Consider the following 19,965-nt stretch of genomic DNA (forward strand, 5'->3'; position numbering starts at 1 on the left):
AACTGCAGGGACAAGCACTATGGACAATGAAACCGAAGATAATGCCCGTAACGCCGTAGAAGAAGGCAAAACCGCTATTGAACAGGCAACAAATCTGCTAAACATGATGTCAGCTCTCCGTGGCAAACTGAACATTCAGGATGGTGCAGGCCAGCGCTACCTTGAAAAAATCAAGCCCGACATGGCGCAACTGAAAGAAGCAGAAACTGAAATACTGTCCAACTACTCCGGCAAACCCGCCACCAAACAGAAAAAGCGCAGAAATAATATGATGAGTGCCCTGCATCGCCATGGACGGGCCTGATCGGCCCATTCATTTCCTGACGTCGCGTTTTTCATACCGTCCTCTTGATACAACTCTATTGACAGTCCATGCTGTTGAATGCTCCCATTTCCAGCAATTCAACAAAAAGTTGTCAGAAACGAAGTGTTCACCATTTATCACTCCAATCAGCTTGATGTGCTGAAAGATCTGCTGGTCGAACTGATCCGGCGAGACCCACTGTCCAACCCGTTAGAAGATGAGCAGATACTGGTGCAAAGCCCCGGTATGGCTCAATGGTTGCGTCTGGCACTGGCTGACGGCTTTGGCATTGCTGCCGCCACCGAATTTCCACTGCCCGCCAGTTTCCTATGGAAAATGTTTGTTCAGGTACTGCCCGATGTTCCGAAGCGCTCGACCTTTAACAAAGAAGCCATGACCTGGAAGATCATGACGCTTCTGCCAGAGATGATCGACCAGGACAGCTTCGCCGACCTCCGGCAATACCTGAGCCATGACCACGACGGCGTGCGCCTGTTCCAGCTGTCCGAGAAAATTGCCGACACCTTTGACCAATATCTGGTTTATCGTCCGGACTGGATTGCTGAATGGACAGAGCCCTCATCAACAGGCAACCACCCGGACAGCATTGCGGCTGAACAACCCTGGCAACCCGAACTCTGGCGAGCACTGGTGCAAAAAACGGAAGAGCTGGGGCAAAACCACTGGCATCGTGCCAATATGCACCACCGTTTTCTGGAAGAACTCTATGACGGTGATCACAAGAACAAACTCCCGAAACGCCTGTTTGTGTTTGGCATTTCTGCCCTGCCCCCACACTTTGTTGAAACCCTGAAAGCACTGGGTGAGCAAACCGATGTGCATATGCTGGTGTGCAACCCCTGCCGGTATTACTGGGGCGATGAGAAAGACCCTAAATATCTGGCACGCATGACCGCCAAACAGTTTGCTGCCAACCAGCTGGTGCAGTCCCTGCCTGCTGTCAGTAACAGCCAACAGAACGCTTTTATTCATGAAAGGCTGTCACTGGATAACCCGAACCGTTCTGGTAACCCCCTGCTGGGTTCCATGGGCAAACTGGGACGCGACTATCTACACCAGTTGCACGATCTTGACGCACCGGAAATCAGTGCCTTTGTGGATGGTGATCACCACTGTCTGTTACACAGTCTGCAAAACGATATTCTGGAACTGGCCGAACCTTCCGGCAAAAGATCCATCAGCCCGACAGACCAGTCCCTGATGCTGCACAGTTGTCACAGTCCTCTCAGGGAGGTAGAGGTGCTGCACGACCAACTGCTGTCACTGTTTGAGCAGAATCCAAACCTGACCCCAAGGGATGTGGTGGTCATGCTGCCTGATGTTGACCAGTACAGCCCATGGATTCAGGCCGTCTTCGGCGGTATCGGCAATCAGGAACCTGACGATTCGCGCCGTATACCTTTTTCCATTTCTGACCGCAGTGCCCGCAACGAACACCCTATTCTGTCCGGACTGCTGCATCTTCTGGATCTCGACAACAGCCGCTGCACAGCACCTGAGCTGTTGGAACTGTTGGAAATTCCGGCTCTGCAACGCCGCTTTGAATTGTCTGCCGATGATCTTGATACCCTGCGTCGCTGGGTGGACGAAACCGGCATTCGCTGGGGCCTGAACCCGGATCATCAGGCACACTTCGACTTGCCCCGAAGAAGTGAAAATTCCTGGCTGTTTGGTTTACGTCGTTTACTGCTGGGCTATGCCATGCCGGAAGCCTGTGGACTGTACGACAACATTCTGCCTTTTGAAGCGGTGCAGGGTATGAGCGCACGCCTGGCCGGACAACTGGCAGAATTCGTTGATCACGCCGACCACCTCGCTAAAACCTTACGACAGGAACGTTCCATTGAAGAATGGACAGCTTACATTCACGATATTAACGATCGGTTCTTTCTGGCGGATGAAAACGATGAATACGCGCTGAAACTGGTGCATGAGGCACTGGAAAAATTGCACGAACAACTGGATGACGCAGCCTACAGCCAGCCTCTGACCCGTCCGGTATTATTGAGCTACCTCGGCGATCGTCTGTCTAGCCAGCGCAGCAGCCAGCGATTCCTTGCCGGTCAGGTGAATTTCTGCACCCTGATGCCCATGCGTTCCATTCCCTTTAAAGTGGTCTGTTTGCTCGGATTGAATGACGGTGCTTACCCTCGCAGCATCGCTCCAACCGGTTTTGACCTGATTGCAAAACACACTCGTCGGGGCGACCGCTCCCGACGGGAAGATGACCGTTACCTGTTTTTGGAAGCCTTGCTGTCTGCCCGTGAAAAACTGTACATCAGTTACGTGGGGCGTAGCATTAAAGACAACACCGAACGTGTGCCTTCGGTACTGGTCACCGAACTGATGGACTACATTGACCAGAACTACTGGATTGACGACCTCGGCATTAAGGAACATCTGCTGACAGAACAGACTCTGCAACCCTTTAGCCCCGACAACTTCACATCAGACAATCACAACTCTCGATTCAGCTCTCAATTCAGCTATCGGTTCAACTATCGATTCAGCTATGCCAGAGAATGGCTACCTGTTGCCCGGCGGGACGATATTGAAAGCCATGCATTTATAGGTTCTCCACTACCGGAACAACACGACAAGCAAGATGTACTGGAACTCAGCGAGCTGCTGCGGTTTTACCGAAACCCCTGCAAGAGTTTCTGCAATCGTCGTCTGAAAGTCTTTTTTGAAGACGATGATGACACCCTGGAAGACACCGAGCCGTTTATGATTGACGGTCTGGATGCCTATCAACTGAAACTGCAGATGCTCGACGACCTGCTGGAAAAAGATCACACGGACGATGTCCGCAAAACTCTGAAAGCGATTGGGCGACTCCCTCACGGAGCCTTTGGCGACCTCCTGCTGGAAGAACATGAAAAGAGCCTGACCGGACTGTCGGAACAGGTAAAATCTCGCACTGCCAACATCAATGACAACAAAAATGCTAACGAAGAAAGCGTTGAGATTAACCTGAATTTTGGAAATATTCAGCTAACCGGCTGGCTGAAAAGTATCTATAACAACAGTCTCATTCGCTATCGCCCTGCAAAAGTCAAAGGTAAGGACCGTATGCTGAGCTGGATCGAGCACCTGTGTCTGTGCGCCTGCTCAGATCAGCCTGCCATTACCCATCTGCTCAGTCTGGAAAAGCCGCTGATGTTCCATGTTGTTGAGCAGGAAGACGCCGTGGAGCTGCTGCACGAACTCGTTCGTTACTACCAGCAGGGACAGAATGAACCTCTGGCATTCTTTCCTGAAACCGCCTGGAGCTGGTTGTCTGCAGACGAAGACAAGGCTGAAGCCGCAGCCAGAAGCGCCTATGAAGGTGGCTACACCCATCAGGGTGAACGACGCGATACCTATATGAACCGTTGCTACCCTACTTTAGAAGCCGCCTATGATGATATGACTCAACTGGCACAGACCTTTATGCAACCCATGCTGGCTTATCTGGAGGAAGTAAAATGACAGAACTGTCCCAGATGAACGACATCAAGCCAGTCAACCTTGATGCATTACATTTCCCGCTGCATGGCAACCGACTGATTGAAGCCAGTGCAGGTACCGGCAAAACCTACACCATTGCCAACCTCTATCTGAGACTGGTGCTGGGACATGGCGATGATCATTCGGCACATCCGAATCCCCTCAGTGCCGACCGGATTCTGGTGGTCACCTTTACCGACGCTGCCACAGCGGAGCTGCGTGATCGTATCCGGGCAAGACTCCACAAAGCCCGTCTTGATTTTATGGAAGGACAGTCCGACGACGCTTTCATACAAACATTAATCGAAAGTCTCGACCGTCGGGAAGAACGCATTGCCCTGCTTCTGGCCGCAGAACGACAGATGGATGAAGCCGCCGTGTTTACCATTCACGGTTTTTGCCAGCGAATGCTCAGACAACACGCCTTTGAAAGCGGCACCCTGTTCACCAGCGAGTTAATTACCGACGAAACCAACCTGCTGCAACAGACGGCAGCCGACTTCTGGCGTCGTCATTTTTATCCGGTGGAAAAGCCCCTTGCCAGTCTGACGCGTGATCTCTGGAAAACGCCAGTAGAGCTGCTGGGTAATATTCGCAGCTGGCTGGGCAAAGACAGTCTGGAAGTCATTCTCGGCAGTCTGCCGGACTCTGTTGATACATTCAGGAAAACCTATCTCGACCGGATTACGGCAATAAAAGCCCTCTGGCAGCAAGACCAACAAAACATTGAAGATCTGTTGCGCAGTACCGGACTGAAAAAGAACAGCAGAGCCCTGTCACGCCTTGAAGCAATGAATGAGTTTGTTGCCAGCAGTGGCTTGCAACCTGTTCTGAGCAAGCAGAAAGATGGCTGGGAAGTCTACAGTACAGAACGCCTGAAAAAAGACACGACCAAAGCAGGTACAGTACCAGAGCATAACGTTTTTAATCTGATTGATCGGCTGATTGAATTACCCCTGTCGGTTAAAGAAGCCTGGAGCGGCATGATTCTCAATCAGGCGCTTGCCGAGATTCGTACAAAAGCCAGAGAACTGAAACAGCGACAACATCAAATGTCGTTTGATGACCTGCTGATTAATCTTGGCAAAGCACTGGATAACGATACAAACGGCACTCTGGCTAATGCCATTCGGGAACAGTTCCCGGTAGCCATGATCGACGAATTTCAGGACACCGACCCGCTGCAATACCGTATTTTCAGTCAGATATACGGCGATGGCAGTTCGCAGAATGCCGGACTGTTTATGATCGGTGACCCGAAGCAGGCCATTTATGCCTTTCGCGGGGCCGATATCTTTACCTATATGCAAGCGCGACAGCAGGTATCAGCCCATTACACACTGGGCACTAACTGGCGCTCCACCAGCCATATGGTTAAGGCCGCCAATACACTGTTCACCCGGGTTGATAATCCCTTCCTGTTTAACGATATACCGTTTTTGTCGGTAGACGCCTCGCCCAAAGCGGATAGCGCCCGCCTTCTACTGGAAGGCAAGCCGGTGCCCGCCCTGCAACTGTGGCATCAGCAAGGTATTGAAAAACCGGTGGTCGGCAGTGACGACTACCAATCCGTCATGGCTCAGGCCACTGCCAACCAGATTAACCGGCTGTTGACCGATGCAAATATCAACGAGTGTGTGATTGAAACAAACGGTAAAACAGCACCGCTTCAGGCGGGCGATATTGCGGTGCTGGTTCGAACCGGACGACAGGGGCTTAAAATCCGTGATGCCCTGAATGCACAAAATATTGCCTGTGTGTATCTCAGTAACAAGGAATCCGTTTTCGACTGTCAGGAAGCCACTGATTTACAGCGCCTGCTGGCTGCCTGTTTGTCTCCCACCGATGAACGAACACTGCGTTCGGCACTGGCAACCCCGCTGCTGGCGCTGTCAGCCCCAACCCTTGACCAGCTGAATCAGGATGAAGACCTCTGGGAGCGACGGGTGGAAGAGTTCTCCCGCTACAAGGAAACCTGGGATCGCCTTGGCGTTCTACCCATGCTGCGTCAGTTGATACATAACAACCGTATTGCCGAACGCCTGCTGGGTGACAGCAGTCTGGGTGAACGACGACTGACGGATTTATTGCATCTTGGCGAACTCCTCGCCAGTGCCAGTCAGGAACAAGAAACACCCCACGCCCTGTTACGCTGGCTAAGTGAACATATCCAGAGCCCGAATCATAATGCCGATGAACAGCAGCTTCATCTGGAAAGTGAACGCAATCTGGTCCAAATCGTCACCATCCATAAATCCAAGGGGCTGGAATACAATGTCTGTTTCCTGCCCTTTGCCTGTGACTTCAAGGAAGCGAAAGACCCCGTTTTCCACGATCAGAAAAAAGGCAGAACCCAGCTGGATCTTTCCGGAGAAAGTGACTCCGTTGCAAAAGCCGACCATGAACGTCTAGCAGAAGACCTGCGCCTGATGTATGTGGCTATAACCCGATCCGTACATTGTTGTTACGTAGGCATCGCTCCTCTTAAAAAAGGTCAGGCGGGCAAAAACCCGGTCACCGATTTGCCTAAAAGTGCTTTGGGACAGCTGCTGGACAAAAGCGATTTCATCACCCCTGCTGACCTGACCGCTCATCTTCAGGCTCTGGATGAAGCTCATGAGTTTATCGAGCTGACACCTCCGCCACTGGATGCACTGCCAGCGTTTAAGCCGTTAGACGACCATACGGAAACATTATCCGCCAGAACCTTTCATGGCCGCATCCAGAAAGACTGGTGGGTCACCAGCTACTCGGCCTTGTCCAAAACTGCACACGCGGCCTCCGGCCAACCACAGCCCGCTGCGAACAACGAACAACCCGGTCTGGATATGGAAGTACAGGAAGAAGCGGCCGTTAAATCGGAATCACCACAATTTGAGCATTCTATTTTCACCTTTCCCAAAGGTGCCCGCCCAGGAACGTTCATGCACACCCTGTTTGAACGACTGACTCCCATTAACTCGACACCGGAACAGATACCACAATTCGTACAGGAGCAGTTGCAACTGGAGGGGCTTGGAGAAGAGTGGACTGACACACTGGTCACTATGCTTACCCATTGTCTGGATGCGCCACTGGACGGTCAGCAGTTAACACTGCGCAACTTGCCGGAACAGGCGAAAAAGATTGAAATGGAATTTTACCTGCCTCTGTCCAGACTCAAAGCCAACGAACTGAACCAGTTGCTGCAACAATACGATCCGCTGGCTACAAAGGCTGCTCCTCTTGGCTTCTCAACCCTGCAGGGCATGTTAAAAGGTTTCATCGATCTGGTGTTTGAATACGAAGGACGCTGGTACGTTCTCGATTACAAATCCAACTGGCTGGGAGAACAGTACAGCGATTACAGTCGGGCCCGGATGGAACAGATGATGATCGAACATCGCTACGACCTTCAATACCAGCTCTACAGTCTGGCTCTGCACCGGTTGTTGAAAACCCGACTGCCCGGCTACGACTATGAACACCATTTCGGTGGTGTCATCTATCTGTTCCTGAGAGGCGTGCAGAGCAATGACAGTGACCAACACGGTATTTACGACACACGTCCAAAGAAAGCTCTGATAGAAGCAATGGATAAACTGTTTGCCGGTGAAACGGATGGAGGAAGCCACTGATGACTGTTCAACCATCCCCGGTATTACAAGCTCCGGTACTCCAAACTCTGGAATCATTAAAAACCGCCGGTGCCATTCGTCCGCTGGATTATCAGTTTGCTCGTTTTCTGCAGGAAATGGGTGGAGAACCGCTGACGGTTCTTGCGGGGGCGCTGGTCAGCCATGAACTGGCCAGTGGTAATGTCTGCCTGCCATTAAAAGACATAAACACACGTTCATTGTTCAGTGTTGAGTCAGAATCACTGCAGGCTCTGGAGCACTTGATAACATCGAGTAACTGGCAGGACGAGCTATCAGCCTCACGACTGGTTTCCGACGGCTCTGAAAACAGCCCGCCAGCGCCACTGGTGTTGAACAGAAACCGTCTGTACCTCTATCGCTACTGGCAGTACGAACACCTTGTATCAGAACACCTGCGCAATAAAGGCGCCCGAACAGCAGATTCAGCAACGGTTAAAACCATACTGGATCGACTGTTTCAGAGAGATTACACACTACTGTTCAAGCAACTTCAGGCAGCTACCGACCTGCAGGCAACGGTTATTAAATGGCTGGACATTGTCAAACCGGATTCACTGGACTGGCAAACCATCCAGCAAACGATTGGCAATGCCCGTTCTGGAAATGACCTTGCGCCTTTGGATCAGCTGATTCCAGATCACACCTGTCTGAACTGGCAGAAAGTCGCCGCAGCTCTGGCAGCTACCCAGTCTTTCAGTGTGATCAGTGGCGGACCAGGCACCGGTAAAACGACAACCGTCACACGGTTGCTGGCTATGCTGGTTGAACTGGAACAACTAAGCTCTGGCAAAGCTCCGGTTATACGACTGGTTGCCCCAACAGGCAAAGCCGCTGCCCGTCTTACCGAATCTATCGGTGGAGCACTGGAACAGCTGAATTGCAGTGAAGCCGTTCGTAACAATATACCCGGTGAAGCGGGCACACTTCACCGACTGTTGGGTGTTATTCCTAACAGTACCGAGTTCCGGCACCATCAGGATAATCCGCTGCATCTGGATATTCTTGTGGTCGATGAAGCGTCCATGGTTGACCTGCCGATGATGACCCGACTATTGAGCGCGCTGCCTGATGATGCCCGAATCATTTTGTTGGGCGACCGGGACCAGCTCGCCTCTGTTGATGCAGGCAGTGTGCTGGGTGATATCTGTGCAGCAGCGGGTAACACTTATTCAGAGACTCAACAGAAACGTCTGCAACAGCTAACAGGCTATGACCTGAGCACTGAACGACCACCGACCAATGCCAGTATTCACGACTGTTTTTGTCTGTTGCAAAAAAGCTACCGGTTTGATGCCTCTTCCGGAATTGGTCAGCTGGCAGCCTCTGTCAACGCTGGCCAGATCAGAGAGACCAAAGCAGTTTGGGAGGCTGGCTTCAGCGATATTCGCCGTCATCTTCTGAACGACAGTGGCTATCAAACGATGCTGCAACTCTGCGTCGATCAGTATCGCCCGTACCTGCAGGCAATCAAAAATGACCAATCTGCCAGAGAGATACTGTCGGTCTTTAACCGCTTCCGTCTGTTATGCGCCCTGCGTGAAGGAGCCTGCGGAGTAGAAGGTTTAAATCTTGAAATCCGCAACGCCCTTGCCCGTCACCGCTTGATTGAGCGGGAGACATTGTGGTACCCGGGCAGGCCGGTTCTCATCACTCGTAACGATCATGGTCTGGGGCTGTACAATGGCGACATTGGCATCACACTTGCCGATGAAGACGACCGCTTGCGGGTTGCCTTCCAACTGCCCGATGGTTCGCTGAAATCTCTGTTACCCAGTCGTCTGCCTGAACACGAAACCGTGTTTGCCATGACGATTCACAAAAGCCAAGGCTCTGAGTTTGCCCATACCGCCATGGTTCTGCCCGACAAAATCAATCCGGTTCTGACCCGGGAACTGGTTTACACCGGTATTACCCGCGCCAGGCAGGAACTGGATATTTTTACAACAGAAGTCGTATTCAACCAGTCCGTCAGCAGGCCGACCCAACGGTCATCCGGCCTTAAAGAGCGGCTGCTGGCATAAAGAAACTCAGTCGATTGGATATCACTGTCACCTTAAGCGTTATCGTGGCAGTGATTGGTTGCTTCTGTCTTTTTTACAGCTATCACCTTATCAACGTCTTTAGTCGTATAATTTCCCAAACAGGTGATAGATATGAAAACCTGAGTTTTCTCCCTTTTTCCTCGCTCTGGAAATATTTTGTCAAAAATATTGAATTGACTAAAAATAAGAAAAAAGTTTTATTAACTTATCGGTTGTCCAAGGTGTTTTTCAATTATTTTTTATGAAAAATAGACGTAAAAAGCTATCAATTTGTTACAAAAAAATATTATTAGAAATAATTTATGTCATTAATAATTTTCAATGCTGTGGACACTTTTTCTTCAGTAGTACTAGTGAAAACCACTGATAACAAGGGGTTTGCTGCAGATTTAATTTACTCGTGCAAACTTTTTTCAGATATAAGCTAGTCATTTTAGTTATATTACTCTGCAACCCTTGGTATTAATGATCAATTTTTACCTTCATGCCAACTCTTACGACTTGAGGCGTATATTTAACGGGACGAGCTGCTTATCTCTCATCTTTAATGGCCTATATTATGCTGAATTTAAAGCGTGAAAAAAGTATCAGAAAAGGACGTTCTTTTCTGAATGCAGGTTTTCTTTCTTCTATTATCTGCATGTTGCCAAATGGGCAAGCACTGGCAGAGGGTTCCAGCATCTGCAAAAGCCTTATGGATAAAAATGCACTAGCGACTTGTAAAAAGATGCTGAAGTTATATCCGGGCGTCTATTCCAGTGCTACCCACCTGGTCGCTGGTTCTTCGCTGCCAACCGTCACCCATTCAGATAATGGTAAAATGTTTATCATTTCCGGCGATCAGTCTTTGCCCGGTTCGATTGTGGTTGATGGTGCATCCAATATTGCTTTTGTCGGAGTTACAAATACCGGAGGTGCAGGTCCACTATTAACTATTGCTGACAGTGCTTCCAATACACTTGATTATTTCATTCATACAAAGAACGGGAACAATCTGTTGTTTAAAAACTTCAGAATGGATGGGAGTCGCAATCCCCCAAACTATGACCTTAGGGATTATCTACATATTCAGGGAGGGAGTAATATTACTTTTGATCAGGTAAAAGTACAGGAGCATGCCTCAATTGGCAGCCAGTATATAGACGCCACCAATGTTGGGGGCAAATTGTCGTTTAAAGGTTGTGTGTTTGACCACGGTAGTTCCAATGAGTTTCTGACATATGAGGCGTTCAAACTCGAAAATTGTGATAATTTTGAATTTATTGATACTGATTTCAACAATATTGATTTCAGTCATGAAATGTTCAAACTGAACAATCCCAGAGTATTTACCTTCAGCAACACAAGTCTGACAGCAAATACAAATATCGCCCTCGGATACAACTACACCGGTCTGCGTATTAACTTTTTATTCCCTGTTGATAATGTGGCCGGTCGGTTTGAAGGAGTATCTTTACGCAGGGGTTCTGACAGCTGGCCAACAAACTGGCCAGAAATTATTATCACCGGTTCATCCGGAACCAATGGCAACATAATTGTACAGGGATCATCGTTTCAGGCTTCAGATATCGACAAACGCGGATTATCTTCCCTTAATGCCATTGATGTTGCATCATCATCCAGCGTACATATCAGTCCTTCGACGACAGGTGCTATCGTTGCCATTTCACCTTCCCTTCCTGCTGGAACCGGTGAGCTGGTGCTCTCAACCCGTGGAACAATTACCAGCAAACCGCAGTCGTCCATCCCATATTTAACCGTAGCCCCCGTAGCCGGTTCTGATCAAGTATTATCGTCTGATCATATCAGCATGACTTCGCCAGTTATGAAAGTGACATCGACAACTACCGAGTCATCTTCCTCGCTCAGTATTCGGTTCGGGGTGACCAGTACTTCTGCATTGCCAACCCTGTTGACGGCTAATTCAATCTCGAATAACAGATCAGCTTCTGAATTCGGGTATTCAGGTTCAGGTTCAGGTTCAGGTACTGACTCGACTGTTGGTACAGTGTTAGGCTCTGTTACTGCACTAGCTCTTACAGAACTGGTTACCTTAGGGGTGTCAGGTTATATATGCTCTCTTCGCTCCCCGATAGCATGCAAAGTATTTAAGTATGCATCCTTTAAATTAGGCACCAAGTTGAATTTCTATCGGACTGCAATGGGAACGGGTCCCAATTACCGTTATTTCGACAATGAGGATTTTATGTTGAATCACATGCCTAACTTAAATAACAAAATCTATTCTCCGCCTGAAGAGCCTATTCGCTAATGACACTCACTGACTTAAGGGTAAAAACCTTGAAAATAGTGACTTCCGGGGCTGAATCATTGAGCCATTCATGAAGTCATATGCCCAGCAGCAGTCGATTTTACATGGCCACAAATTTTTCCAAGTACCTAGCACGCGGTATTTTCTCCAAAATGTAGCCAGTCCGGCTCAGCTACAACCCTCTATTTTCAAGGGGTAAATGCTTAAGTCAGTGCCATTGGGGTTGGTTTCCCTATCCTTAGAATTCTTGTTCTTATGTGTCTTGGCAGTGGGGCTCTGCTGGATTTTGAGGTAGCACCCTATGAAGGCAAGGAAACAGGAGAGCAAGCTTTGCTCAAAAGGGTAGTGGGCCAGAACTGTTATATCGCGTGAATATTGACCCCAAACTCAACTTTATTAATCAATAATCCAATAACAATATCGTGCATCTTTTCGAGCTTTGAAAAACAAATTGTCTTTCTGGCCAACCGTTTAATCCAAGTCCGAAAATTAAGGTTTTTACGCTCTATCTTCTGAGTGTTTGCTTTACCAATAATATGCATGTTTTCATCAAGGTGTCGCTCATAGGCTCCCCAATCATCGGTGTAAAATTTATTAATACCAAATGGCTTCAGAAGTGTTTTGAGTTCTTTAAAAACTTCATCTTTCCGTTTTCCGAAAACATAAGCAAGCACGGTATTTGTAGCGTGATCAACAGCATACCAAAGCCAGCGTTGGTTCGATTTATCATGAACATACGACCACTGCTCATCTAGCTCAGCCTCTTGGCAGACAAGCCCTACATGAATAATTGCATCTGACTTGAGATCAATAGTTTGAATATTTGGGTTGACCTTTACCAGACCGCTTTCTTTTTTTTTAGAGTCTTTATTACTGTTGTCTTGCTTATTCCGAGTACTTTACTTGTATCCCTGATTCCGCTGCCATTTATTGCCATATCGATGATTTTTTCTTTAACGCCAGGCTCACAGGCCTTGTAGCGATATTCAAGCATGAAGGTTTTGATTTCACATTTGTCATTACAGCAATAGTATCGTGGAACATCATGAGTGCTGTATCCGAAAGGCCGAACTTGGTTACTGCCACATGTTGTACAGAGGACTTGCGTAAGGCACATTTTTAAACCGCATTTTTCAAAGTTGCCGAATGTCGTATTTTAGCAGACAGGGCTAGAATCACAGAACTGTGCCACTACCGCCTCGTGATCACTCTATCTATTTACAAGGCAGTACTCACACCAACCTCTTTGAGCAAAAATTGATCTATATCAAAAAACAAAACCTTTCGATCTTTTGCGAAAATTTACATGACATAGATCAACATATAACCAGCCCTGTGCAGTGTGATAATTGAGCAGTTACTACAAAGTTTTACGGAGCCACTCTTACATGCAAAAGAGTACAACACGACTGCCGTCCATGCTGCAGGTGACCCTGGTACTGGGTACATTCCTGGCGCTGGCATTCTCTTTTACTTCCAAACTGGATCTGCCTATCCAGCTGGCACTGTGTATCGGCTGGTTCCTGGCCATGGGTCTGGGTGTAAAGCTGGGTCATAGCTATAAAGAGCTGGAAGGTGCTGCGGCTGAAGGTATCTTTAAAGGTACCGGTGCTATCCTGATTCTTCTGGCAGTGGGCGCACTGGTGGGTACCTGGATTGCTGGCGGTATCGTACCCAGCATCATCTACTACGGCCTGATGTCCATTCACCCATCCATTTTCCTGCTGGCAACCCTGCTGATCTGCACCATGACCGCTCTGGCCACCGGTACTTCCTGGGGTGCTGCGGGTACCGCCGGTATCGCCATGATGGGTATCGGTCAGGGTCTGGGTGTTCCGGCTCCTGTCACTGCCGGTGCCATTCTGTCCGGCGTTTACTTTGGTGACAAACTGTCCCCGCTGTCTGACTCCGTTATTCTGGCTTCTTCCATGTCTGACGTGGAAATCGTTGACCACATTAAAGGTCTGCTGCCCATCAGTCTGTCCGCTTACATTCTGACTGCCATTGCCTTCACCTTCTACGGTTTCCAGTTCGGTGGTAATGCCGATATGGCACAGGTTCAGGCCGTTATGCAAGTGATGGAAAGCCACTTCACCATCTCCCCGCTGGCCTTTGTTCCGGTACTGGCGGTACTGTTCATGCTGTCCCGCAAGATGCCTTCCTACCCTGTTATCATGTTTGGTGCTGCACTGGGTATGCTGTGGGCGATCCTGTTCCAGGATCGTACACCGGTTGAAGCTCTGAGCAGCATGTGGGCACCTCTGTCCATGGAATCCGGCAATGCATTTATCGACAACATCCTGAACCGTGGCGGTATGTCCAACATGCTGGGTTCTGTTGCAGTGATCATTTTTGGTCTGGGCTTCGGTGGACTGCTGGATAAAGTGGGCATTCTGGAAACGGTTGCCAAACAGTACGAAAACCGCATCACCAACGAAGGTAACCTGACCGTTTACACGGTTGTGACCGCGTTCTTTGCCAACGTATTCGGCAGCGCCATGTACGTTTCCCTGATCCTGACTCCGAAGATCATGTCCGGCAGCTATGACCGCATGAACGTTGACCGTCGTATGCTGTCCCGTTCTGCAGAATGTGGCGGTACACTGACGTCTGGTATGGTACCATGGAGTGACAACGGTATTTTCATGGCCGGTCTGCTGGGTGTTTCTACCTTCGAGTATATTCCTTACATGTGGATGAGCTTTATCTGCATCGGGCTGGTAATTCTCTTCGCCTACATGGGTAAGTTCCGCCCACAGGACAACAAGTACGTTAAGTCTGCCCAGCTGACTCCAAGCATGGCCTGATAGTTTTAACTAATCTTTACGACCATGAACACATAGCCGCACTGTTAGTGTCATACCATTAACAGTGACTGCTTCTGAAGGGATTGGTATTCATAATACGCTCGGTCAGTTCACTGCTCCGGGCGTTTTTTGTCAGAGAGATGATGATGAAAAAGATCTACGTTGCCTATACCGGCGGCACCATTGGCATGAAGCCAACGGATTCCGGCTACGCACCTGCAGAAAACCTGATGGGTCTGCTGGAAGAAAAGCTGCCAGCCAATGTACGCACCAGCCTGCCGGACTTTGATCTGGGTGAATACGAGCAGCTGATTGACTCCAGCAACATCCGTCCGGATAACTGGAAACAGATCGCCAACGACATTGCCAGCAAATACGACGACTATGATGGTTTTGTGGTACTTCACGGCACTGACACCATGGCTTACTCCTGCTCCATGATGTCCTTTATGCTGCGTAATCTTAGCAAGCCGGTTATCTTTACCGGTTCCCAGATTCCTCTGTGCGAAGCCCGCACCGACGGTCTGGAAAACCTGGTGGGCGCTCTGAGTCTGGCAGCAGACGAACGCATTAAAGAAGTATGCCTGTACTTCAATGGTCGTCTGATGCGCGGTAACCGCTGCCGTAAGCAGAACGCTTATCTGTTTGATGCCTTCGACACCCCTAACTACCCATGGCTGGGCCGTGCCGACATTAACATTGAGCTGGACGAGTTCCTGCTGCACAAGCCGGAAGGCAAGCCTGAATTCCTGCTGGATTGCGACTCTGAAACCAACGTCGGTATTCTGCAGCTGTTCCCGGGCATTTCCGCCGACTGGATTGAAAGCATTCTGCAACAACCAATGAAAGCCTTCATCATGCGTACTTACGGCACCGGTAATGGCCCGGACGGTGACCAGGCTTTCCTTAATGTTCTGAAGAAAGCCACCGACGATGGCAAGCTGGTCGTTAACCTGACCCAGTGCCATCGTGGCACCGTGCATCAGGGTAGCTACGCAGCCGGTTCTGCGCTGGCCAATGCCGGTGTTGTAGGCGGGCTGGACACCACCACCGAAGCCATGTTCTGTAAGCTGCACCATCTGTTCTCCAACGGTCTGACCGTTGAACAGGTTAAGGAGCAACTGGGGCAGAGTCTGGCGGGTGAAGTGACGCTGCCATAATCGATTAAGCTTAATTACTGATGGCAAATTGTGTATACAAATGCAAATTGCCATCAGTAGGTTGCGAAGTTAAGATTTTTCTACCACGATTATCTTACGCTCAGTTTCCCCATCAGCTGGCTTATCCATATTAACCAAATCAGACAGTAACGACAGAATTTCAGTCCCCGCTACCTCATAAACCCCAAGGAGTGGATGAGCAACAGTGACCATCACTAGCATATTATCCATCACTATTGGCGTCAGCATCATCAAAGACGTACCAGTTGATAGATTCATTATTACAATGAGATTTCGATTTTCATTGAGGTAGCTACCAATACTGTTAATGGCTATTTCTGGATCATCATCACGGCCTAATTGACCCAGAAGGCCATACTTTTCACTGTTGTCCCGAATAAAGTGTCTGCTTTGTTCACCTCTACGATCTTGCTTCAGATAATACTTTTTCCACGCCAGCGCTAACTGGCTTATCCATCCAACCTGAACACCAGCAATTGCTTGAGTTATTTTTTCTGCTGAAAAGCGGTTAAAAACTGACTGCATTTTTTCTACTGGTTCTTTGCTTGCTTTCAGGTTTTTAATGACTTCTTCACGGTTTCTGCGTTCGCCGAAACCTTCACACTCCTCAACTATACGATCCAGAAGCACTTTAACAGCATTCTCTTCACTCAACCCTCCAATCAACCCCTCATAGAACGCCCTATTAGCAGGGATGCTGGAAAGAATGTCAGAAAGCTAATTTGATCCGAATATGACACCCCACAAGTATCTGAAGAGCAGGGGTCACCAGTCGTACCGCAGGCAGCCGCTGCACAAGCTCCTTCATCAGCACAACTATCAGTCTTGCTTGTTTTTTTCGGCTTCGTAGTCTTAGAATCTTCGCAAACGACAAGCTTCTTTATACCCGCGACAACACTCTCATCAAGGGTTACAATCACTGCCGCATCAGGTCCTGGCGCACAGGCTCCCAGAGAATCCTGATCACTTTGTTTGTTTTTACAGCTTTCACAGATTCCCCGCTCATACTGATTCAAAGGCTTATTGCATTCAGTGCAGTTTTCAGCGGCGAATACATTGAAACAGACGAATAGACAGAGTAGAAAAAACCAGAAACGTACAGAAGGGCTAATTAGACTTATCATGAATCGAGACCTCCCTATTGCAAGGAGGCTGAAGCATAGATCATTTTTATAGGAGTGCTGATCATCTGACCAGCACCTGTCAAGCTAGTGAAACATCAATGCTCAAACGACATCAGGCAAGCACCAGTTCACGGCAGGAATACCATGAGTGGTCAGATAATCATTGGCCTTTGAAAAGGGTTTGCTGCCAAAAAAACCACGATACGCCGACAGGGGTGACGGATGCACCGACTTGATAACACAGTGTCTGGACGCATCAATAAAACGCCCTTTACGCTGGGCGTAACTGCCCCAGAGAATAAAAACGAGGTTGTCGCGTTTTTCATTCAGCTCGGCAATAATGCGGTCGGTAAATTCTTCCCACCCACGCCCCTGATGCGAGGCTGCCTGCTTATGCTGAACCGTCAGCACACTGTTTAACAACAACACACCCTGCTGTGCCCAGCTTTCCAGACAGCCATGCCGGGCAGGTTCAATGCCCAGATCCGACTGCAGCTCTTTGTACATATTCACCAGTGAAGGCGGAATGGCGATGTCGGGGCGAACCGAAAACGACAGTCCATGAGCCTGACCAGGGCCGTGGTATGGGTCTTGCCCAAGAATAACGACTTTAACCTGCTCAAAGGGTGTCAGATTCAAAGCCTGAAAATATTCATCACCACGGGGATAAATGGTTTTTCCTGCGGCTTTTTCTGCCAACAGAAAGGCTCTCAGGGTCTGAATGTATTCTTTATCAAACTCATCCTGCAGGTGAGCCTTCCAGGTGGACTCAAGCCTTACTTCACGCATGCACTCTCTCCCGACGCGATACTTATACCCGTCGCTCAAAAAAAATTCAGCAGGATTATAAAAGCAATTACCTGATTCAGCCATGAATTCCAAGCGTTTCTGCGAGCTGTCTGCCTGTTACCGGACCGGCTGACAACCCTTGAAGTGTCTGTTCCGTGAGTGCCGTATGCAATGCCAGCCCCAACAACATTCGCGAAACCAGTTCAGCATTAGTAGCCGAAGATACAGCGCCGCTGTCCACCAGCTGTTCAAAACGTTTCTTTAACAATTCTCGTGCCCGAACAAACCGCTCTTCCTTCTGAAATGCCTGAGCATCCGGGGACTGTAATTGAAAGACGGCATAAAAGGGCAGAACCATCCGGTAAAAGTCTGTTGCGCTGCTGTATACATTCTCCAGCCAGTCTTCCAGCTTTTCAGCACTGTCTTCAATGCATTCAATTAAACGACGCTGCTCAGGCAGATGGTGACTGATCAGGGCTGCTATCAGCCCCGCCTTGTCACCAAAATTATTAAAAACACTGGCTTCCGTTACTCCGGCCTGTTCTGCAATACGACGGGTTGTTAATGCCTGCGCACCACCTGAACTGTAGAGTTGCTGAGCAGCCAGCAGAATTTTTCCCTGACTCTGGGTCTTGCCATGACATCAGCTCCTGCTACACGCTCGGCTTTTACAGGCTGCCGGTTACTATGGATTCAGGTTCCGGCTCATCCCAGACCGCCACCAGCCCCATCAGCGTTCCCACATACAAAGTGCCATCAGGCCCAATGGTTATGGGTGCCCAGTTATTGTCAAACGCCTTACCCGATCCGGTGCGAACCTTGAATCGGGTCTCACCGGTTTCCAGACTAATGGCTGTGACATACCACACCACTTCACCACTGTCAGGCTGTTGCTCAAAGGTATAAACATAAACAAGCCCGTTACCGGCCGACAGCTTTGGCACCACCGAAGGAACTTTCTCCTTTGAGTGCCAGACCAGATCACAACCCGATTCGTCCTCACGTACATCAATACGGCTGACACCACCCCGAATAGCCGACCAGTCTTTCTGTTGATAGGCATTGGAGTAACCCGCATTGTTTTCAATAATAATGCTGCGATTAAAACCAATCATCGAATTGTCGGTAGCCGAAAAACCTTGTTCAAACAGTGGCACTGAACAGATCAGCCGTTCGCCATTGAATGTTGGCTGACGACGATAGACTAATAAATTGATCTGCCCATCGGCATTATCAGTAATGGTGACATACTCTTCACCCAACAAGGTCGGCGTGGTGCCGGAGCCCTGATTAATAGAACCCACTTTCCTTTCACTGCCACGGTCGTAGGCTTCACGCCACATGATTTCAGGTTTGCCATAAAGGTCAGTGGTCAGGGCATACATGGCATGATCGCTAACAATGTAAACGGCCTCAGGAGCCACTGAAAAGCCATTCTGTATCTCTTCACCTTCCAGATGGATGTTTTTGACACGCCCTGTATTGGAATTCAGGGTGCCAATGCGTCCCTTCCGGGTAACCCACCAGATTAAACCCTGCTTGTCAGGCATTACTGCCGTTATGGGGTCACACTCACCAGACGGAAACCAGTTACCCCAGTCCTGACAATCGTTGGGCACCTGTTTACTCAGATCCCAGCTGCCATCCAGAGAAAACTGCCATTGACCATCAGGCTGTTGATAATGGCTGAGGCGGACAATACGCTGTTGGCTGTCTGCCAGCACCACACGATCCTGATCATCCAGATAGTAATAGGCTCCGCCGGAACTGTCGGTCATCACAATGGATTTATCCATATTCACCAGCGCCTGAAAAGTACTGGGCCTGCCTGGCAGCTTAAAGACTGCCAGCGACTCCAGCGTTCTCGGTGCCAGCAGCTCAATGCGAAAGCCCGCCAGCGAGGCGCACAGTGCCAACAACTGACCCTGTTGGTTAAACGTGATGGTGGCACACATGCCCGCACCCAGTCTGGAACCGCGACGAGTCTGCATCTGTGGATTGATTCCCAGTGGACCGGCAGCCATATGTACATCGGAGTTGAAGCCATCGCCATGAATGGTGCTGGCTCCATGACCGGCCATAAAAGGGTGCTGACTGACGAGGGTTTCTACCGGGTTAGCCCGGGCAGCCACACCAATAAAGGCAGTTCCTCCAGTTCCTTCACTGACAATGGTTTTGGGTTGCTGGGGCGGTTGACCACAGGCTGCCAGTAAGAGGCTGACAAGGAATATCCACAACGTTTTGGGGAATGAACAGAGTGCCATTTCGAACCTTTTTTATTGTTTTTATTGCATCACT

The 19,965-nt window shown here is 49.2% G+C and carries 12 protein-coding genes and 1 pseudogene; 7 read left to right on the plus strand and 6 right to left on the minus strand.

Annotation, left to right across the window (positions count from 1 at the left end; genetic code table 11):
* Positions 1-19: 19 nt before the first annotated feature.
* The 5 genes from EZMO1_RS14465 to EZMO1_RS14485 all read left to right on the plus strand — a co-directional run bounded on the left by EZMO1_RS14465 (position 20) and on the right by EZMO1_RS14485 (position 11,766).
* A complete protein-coding gene (locus EZMO1_RS14465; protein WP_034872680.1) occupies positions 20-304 on the plus strand; it encodes a hypothetical protein in 285 nt (94 codons plus the stop codon).
* A 123-nt stretch (positions 305-427) separates the two neighbouring features.
* Complete coding sequence (gene recC / locus EZMO1_RS14470; RefSeq protein WP_034873443.1) at positions 428-3,796, plus strand: exodeoxyribonuclease V subunit gamma; 3,369 nt, start codon at positions 428-430, stop codon at positions 3,794-3,796.
* Positions 3,793-7,431 (plus strand): exodeoxyribonuclease V subunit beta, encoded by a 3,639-nt coding sequence (gene recB / locus EZMO1_RS14475; RefSeq protein WP_082211556.1) that lies wholly within the window; start codon positions 3,793-3,795, stop codon positions 7,429-7,431. The genes recC and recB overlap by 4 nt, the downstream gene beginning before the upstream one ends.
* Complete coding sequence (recD, locus tag EZMO1_RS14480; protein WP_051789250.1) at positions 7,431-9,473, plus strand: exodeoxyribonuclease V subunit alpha; 2,043 nt, start codon at positions 7,431-7,433, stop codon at positions 9,471-9,473. The genes recB and recD overlap by 1 nt, the downstream gene beginning before the upstream one ends.
* Before the next feature lie 568 nt (positions 9,474-10,041).
* Positions 10,042-11,766: a hypothetical protein gene (locus EZMO1_RS14485; protein WP_034872679.1), complete on the plus strand. Its 1,725-nt coding sequence runs from the start codon at positions 10,042-10,044 to the stop codon at positions 11,764-11,766.
* Between the two features lie 359 nt (positions 11,767-12,125).
* Here the strand turns inward: EZMO1_RS14485 and EZMO1_RS28210 are convergent.
* Positions 12,126-12,883 (minus strand): IS1 family transposase gene (locus EZMO1_RS28210; protein ID WP_420809906.1). Its coding sequence is split into 2 segments (ribosomal slippage): positions 12,126-12,616 and positions 12,616-12,883, totalling 759 coding nucleotides; the frame shifts between segments, so codons are not numbered across the junction.
* Positions 12,884-13,154: 271 nt separating this feature from the next.
* On the opposite strand from EZMO1_RS28210, the gene nhaC reads away from it, so the two are divergent.
* Together nhaC and ansA are read left to right on the plus strand one after the other, a co-directional pair.
* Positions 13,155-14,573 (plus strand): Na+/H+ antiporter NhaC, encoded by a 1,419-nt coding sequence (nhaC, locus tag EZMO1_RS14500; protein WP_034872677.1) that lies wholly within the window; start codon positions 13,155-13,157, stop codon positions 14,571-14,573.
* Between the two features lie 140 nt (positions 14,574-14,713).
* Entirely contained in the window at positions 14,714-15,733 is a 1,020-nt protein-coding gene (ansA, locus tag EZMO1_RS14505) for an asparaginase (RefSeq protein ID WP_244886700.1), read from the plus strand.
* Between the two features lie 69 nt (positions 15,734-15,802).
* On the opposite strand, the gene EZMO1_RS14510 is transcribed toward ansA, so the two are convergent.
* From EZMO1_RS14510 to EZMO1_RS14530, 5 genes and pseudogenes are all read right to left on the minus strand, one after another.
* Positions 15,803-16,408: a hypothetical protein gene (locus EZMO1_RS14510; protein WP_145912608.1), complete on the minus strand. Its 606-nt coding sequence runs from the start codon at positions 16,406-16,408 to the stop codon at positions 15,803-15,805.
* Between the two features lie 572 nt (positions 16,409-16,980).
* On the minus strand, positions 16,981-17,667 hold the full coding sequence (gene ung, locus EZMO1_RS14520) for a uracil-DNA glycosylase (protein ID WP_034873437.1): 687 nt from the start codon (positions 17,665-17,667) through the stop codon (positions 16,981-16,983).
* Positions 17,668-17,743: 76 nt separating this feature from the next.
* Positions 17,744-18,025: a hypothetical protein gene (locus tag EZMO1_RS27665; RefSeq protein ID WP_034872672.1), complete on the minus strand. Its 282-nt coding sequence runs from the start codon at positions 18,023-18,025 to the stop codon at positions 17,744-17,746.
* A gap of 174 nt (positions 18,026-18,199) precedes the next feature.
* Positions 18,200-18,280: pseudogene (locus EZMO1_RS28215) on the minus strand (hypothetical protein); the annotation flags it as partial.
* Between the two features lie 55 nt (positions 18,281-18,335).
* Positions 18,336-19,931 (minus strand): hypothetical protein, encoded by a 1,596-nt coding sequence (locus tag EZMO1_RS14530; protein WP_034872670.1) that lies wholly within the window; start codon positions 19,929-19,931, stop codon positions 18,336-18,338.
* Positions 19,932-19,965: the final 34 nt, after the last annotated feature.

Source organism: Endozoicomonas montiporae CL-33, assembly GCF_001583435.1.
In the GTDB taxonomy this organism is placed as follows: domain Bacteria; phylum Pseudomonadota; class Gammaproteobacteria; order Pseudomonadales; family Endozoicomonadaceae; genus Endozoicomonas_A; species Endozoicomonas_A montiporae.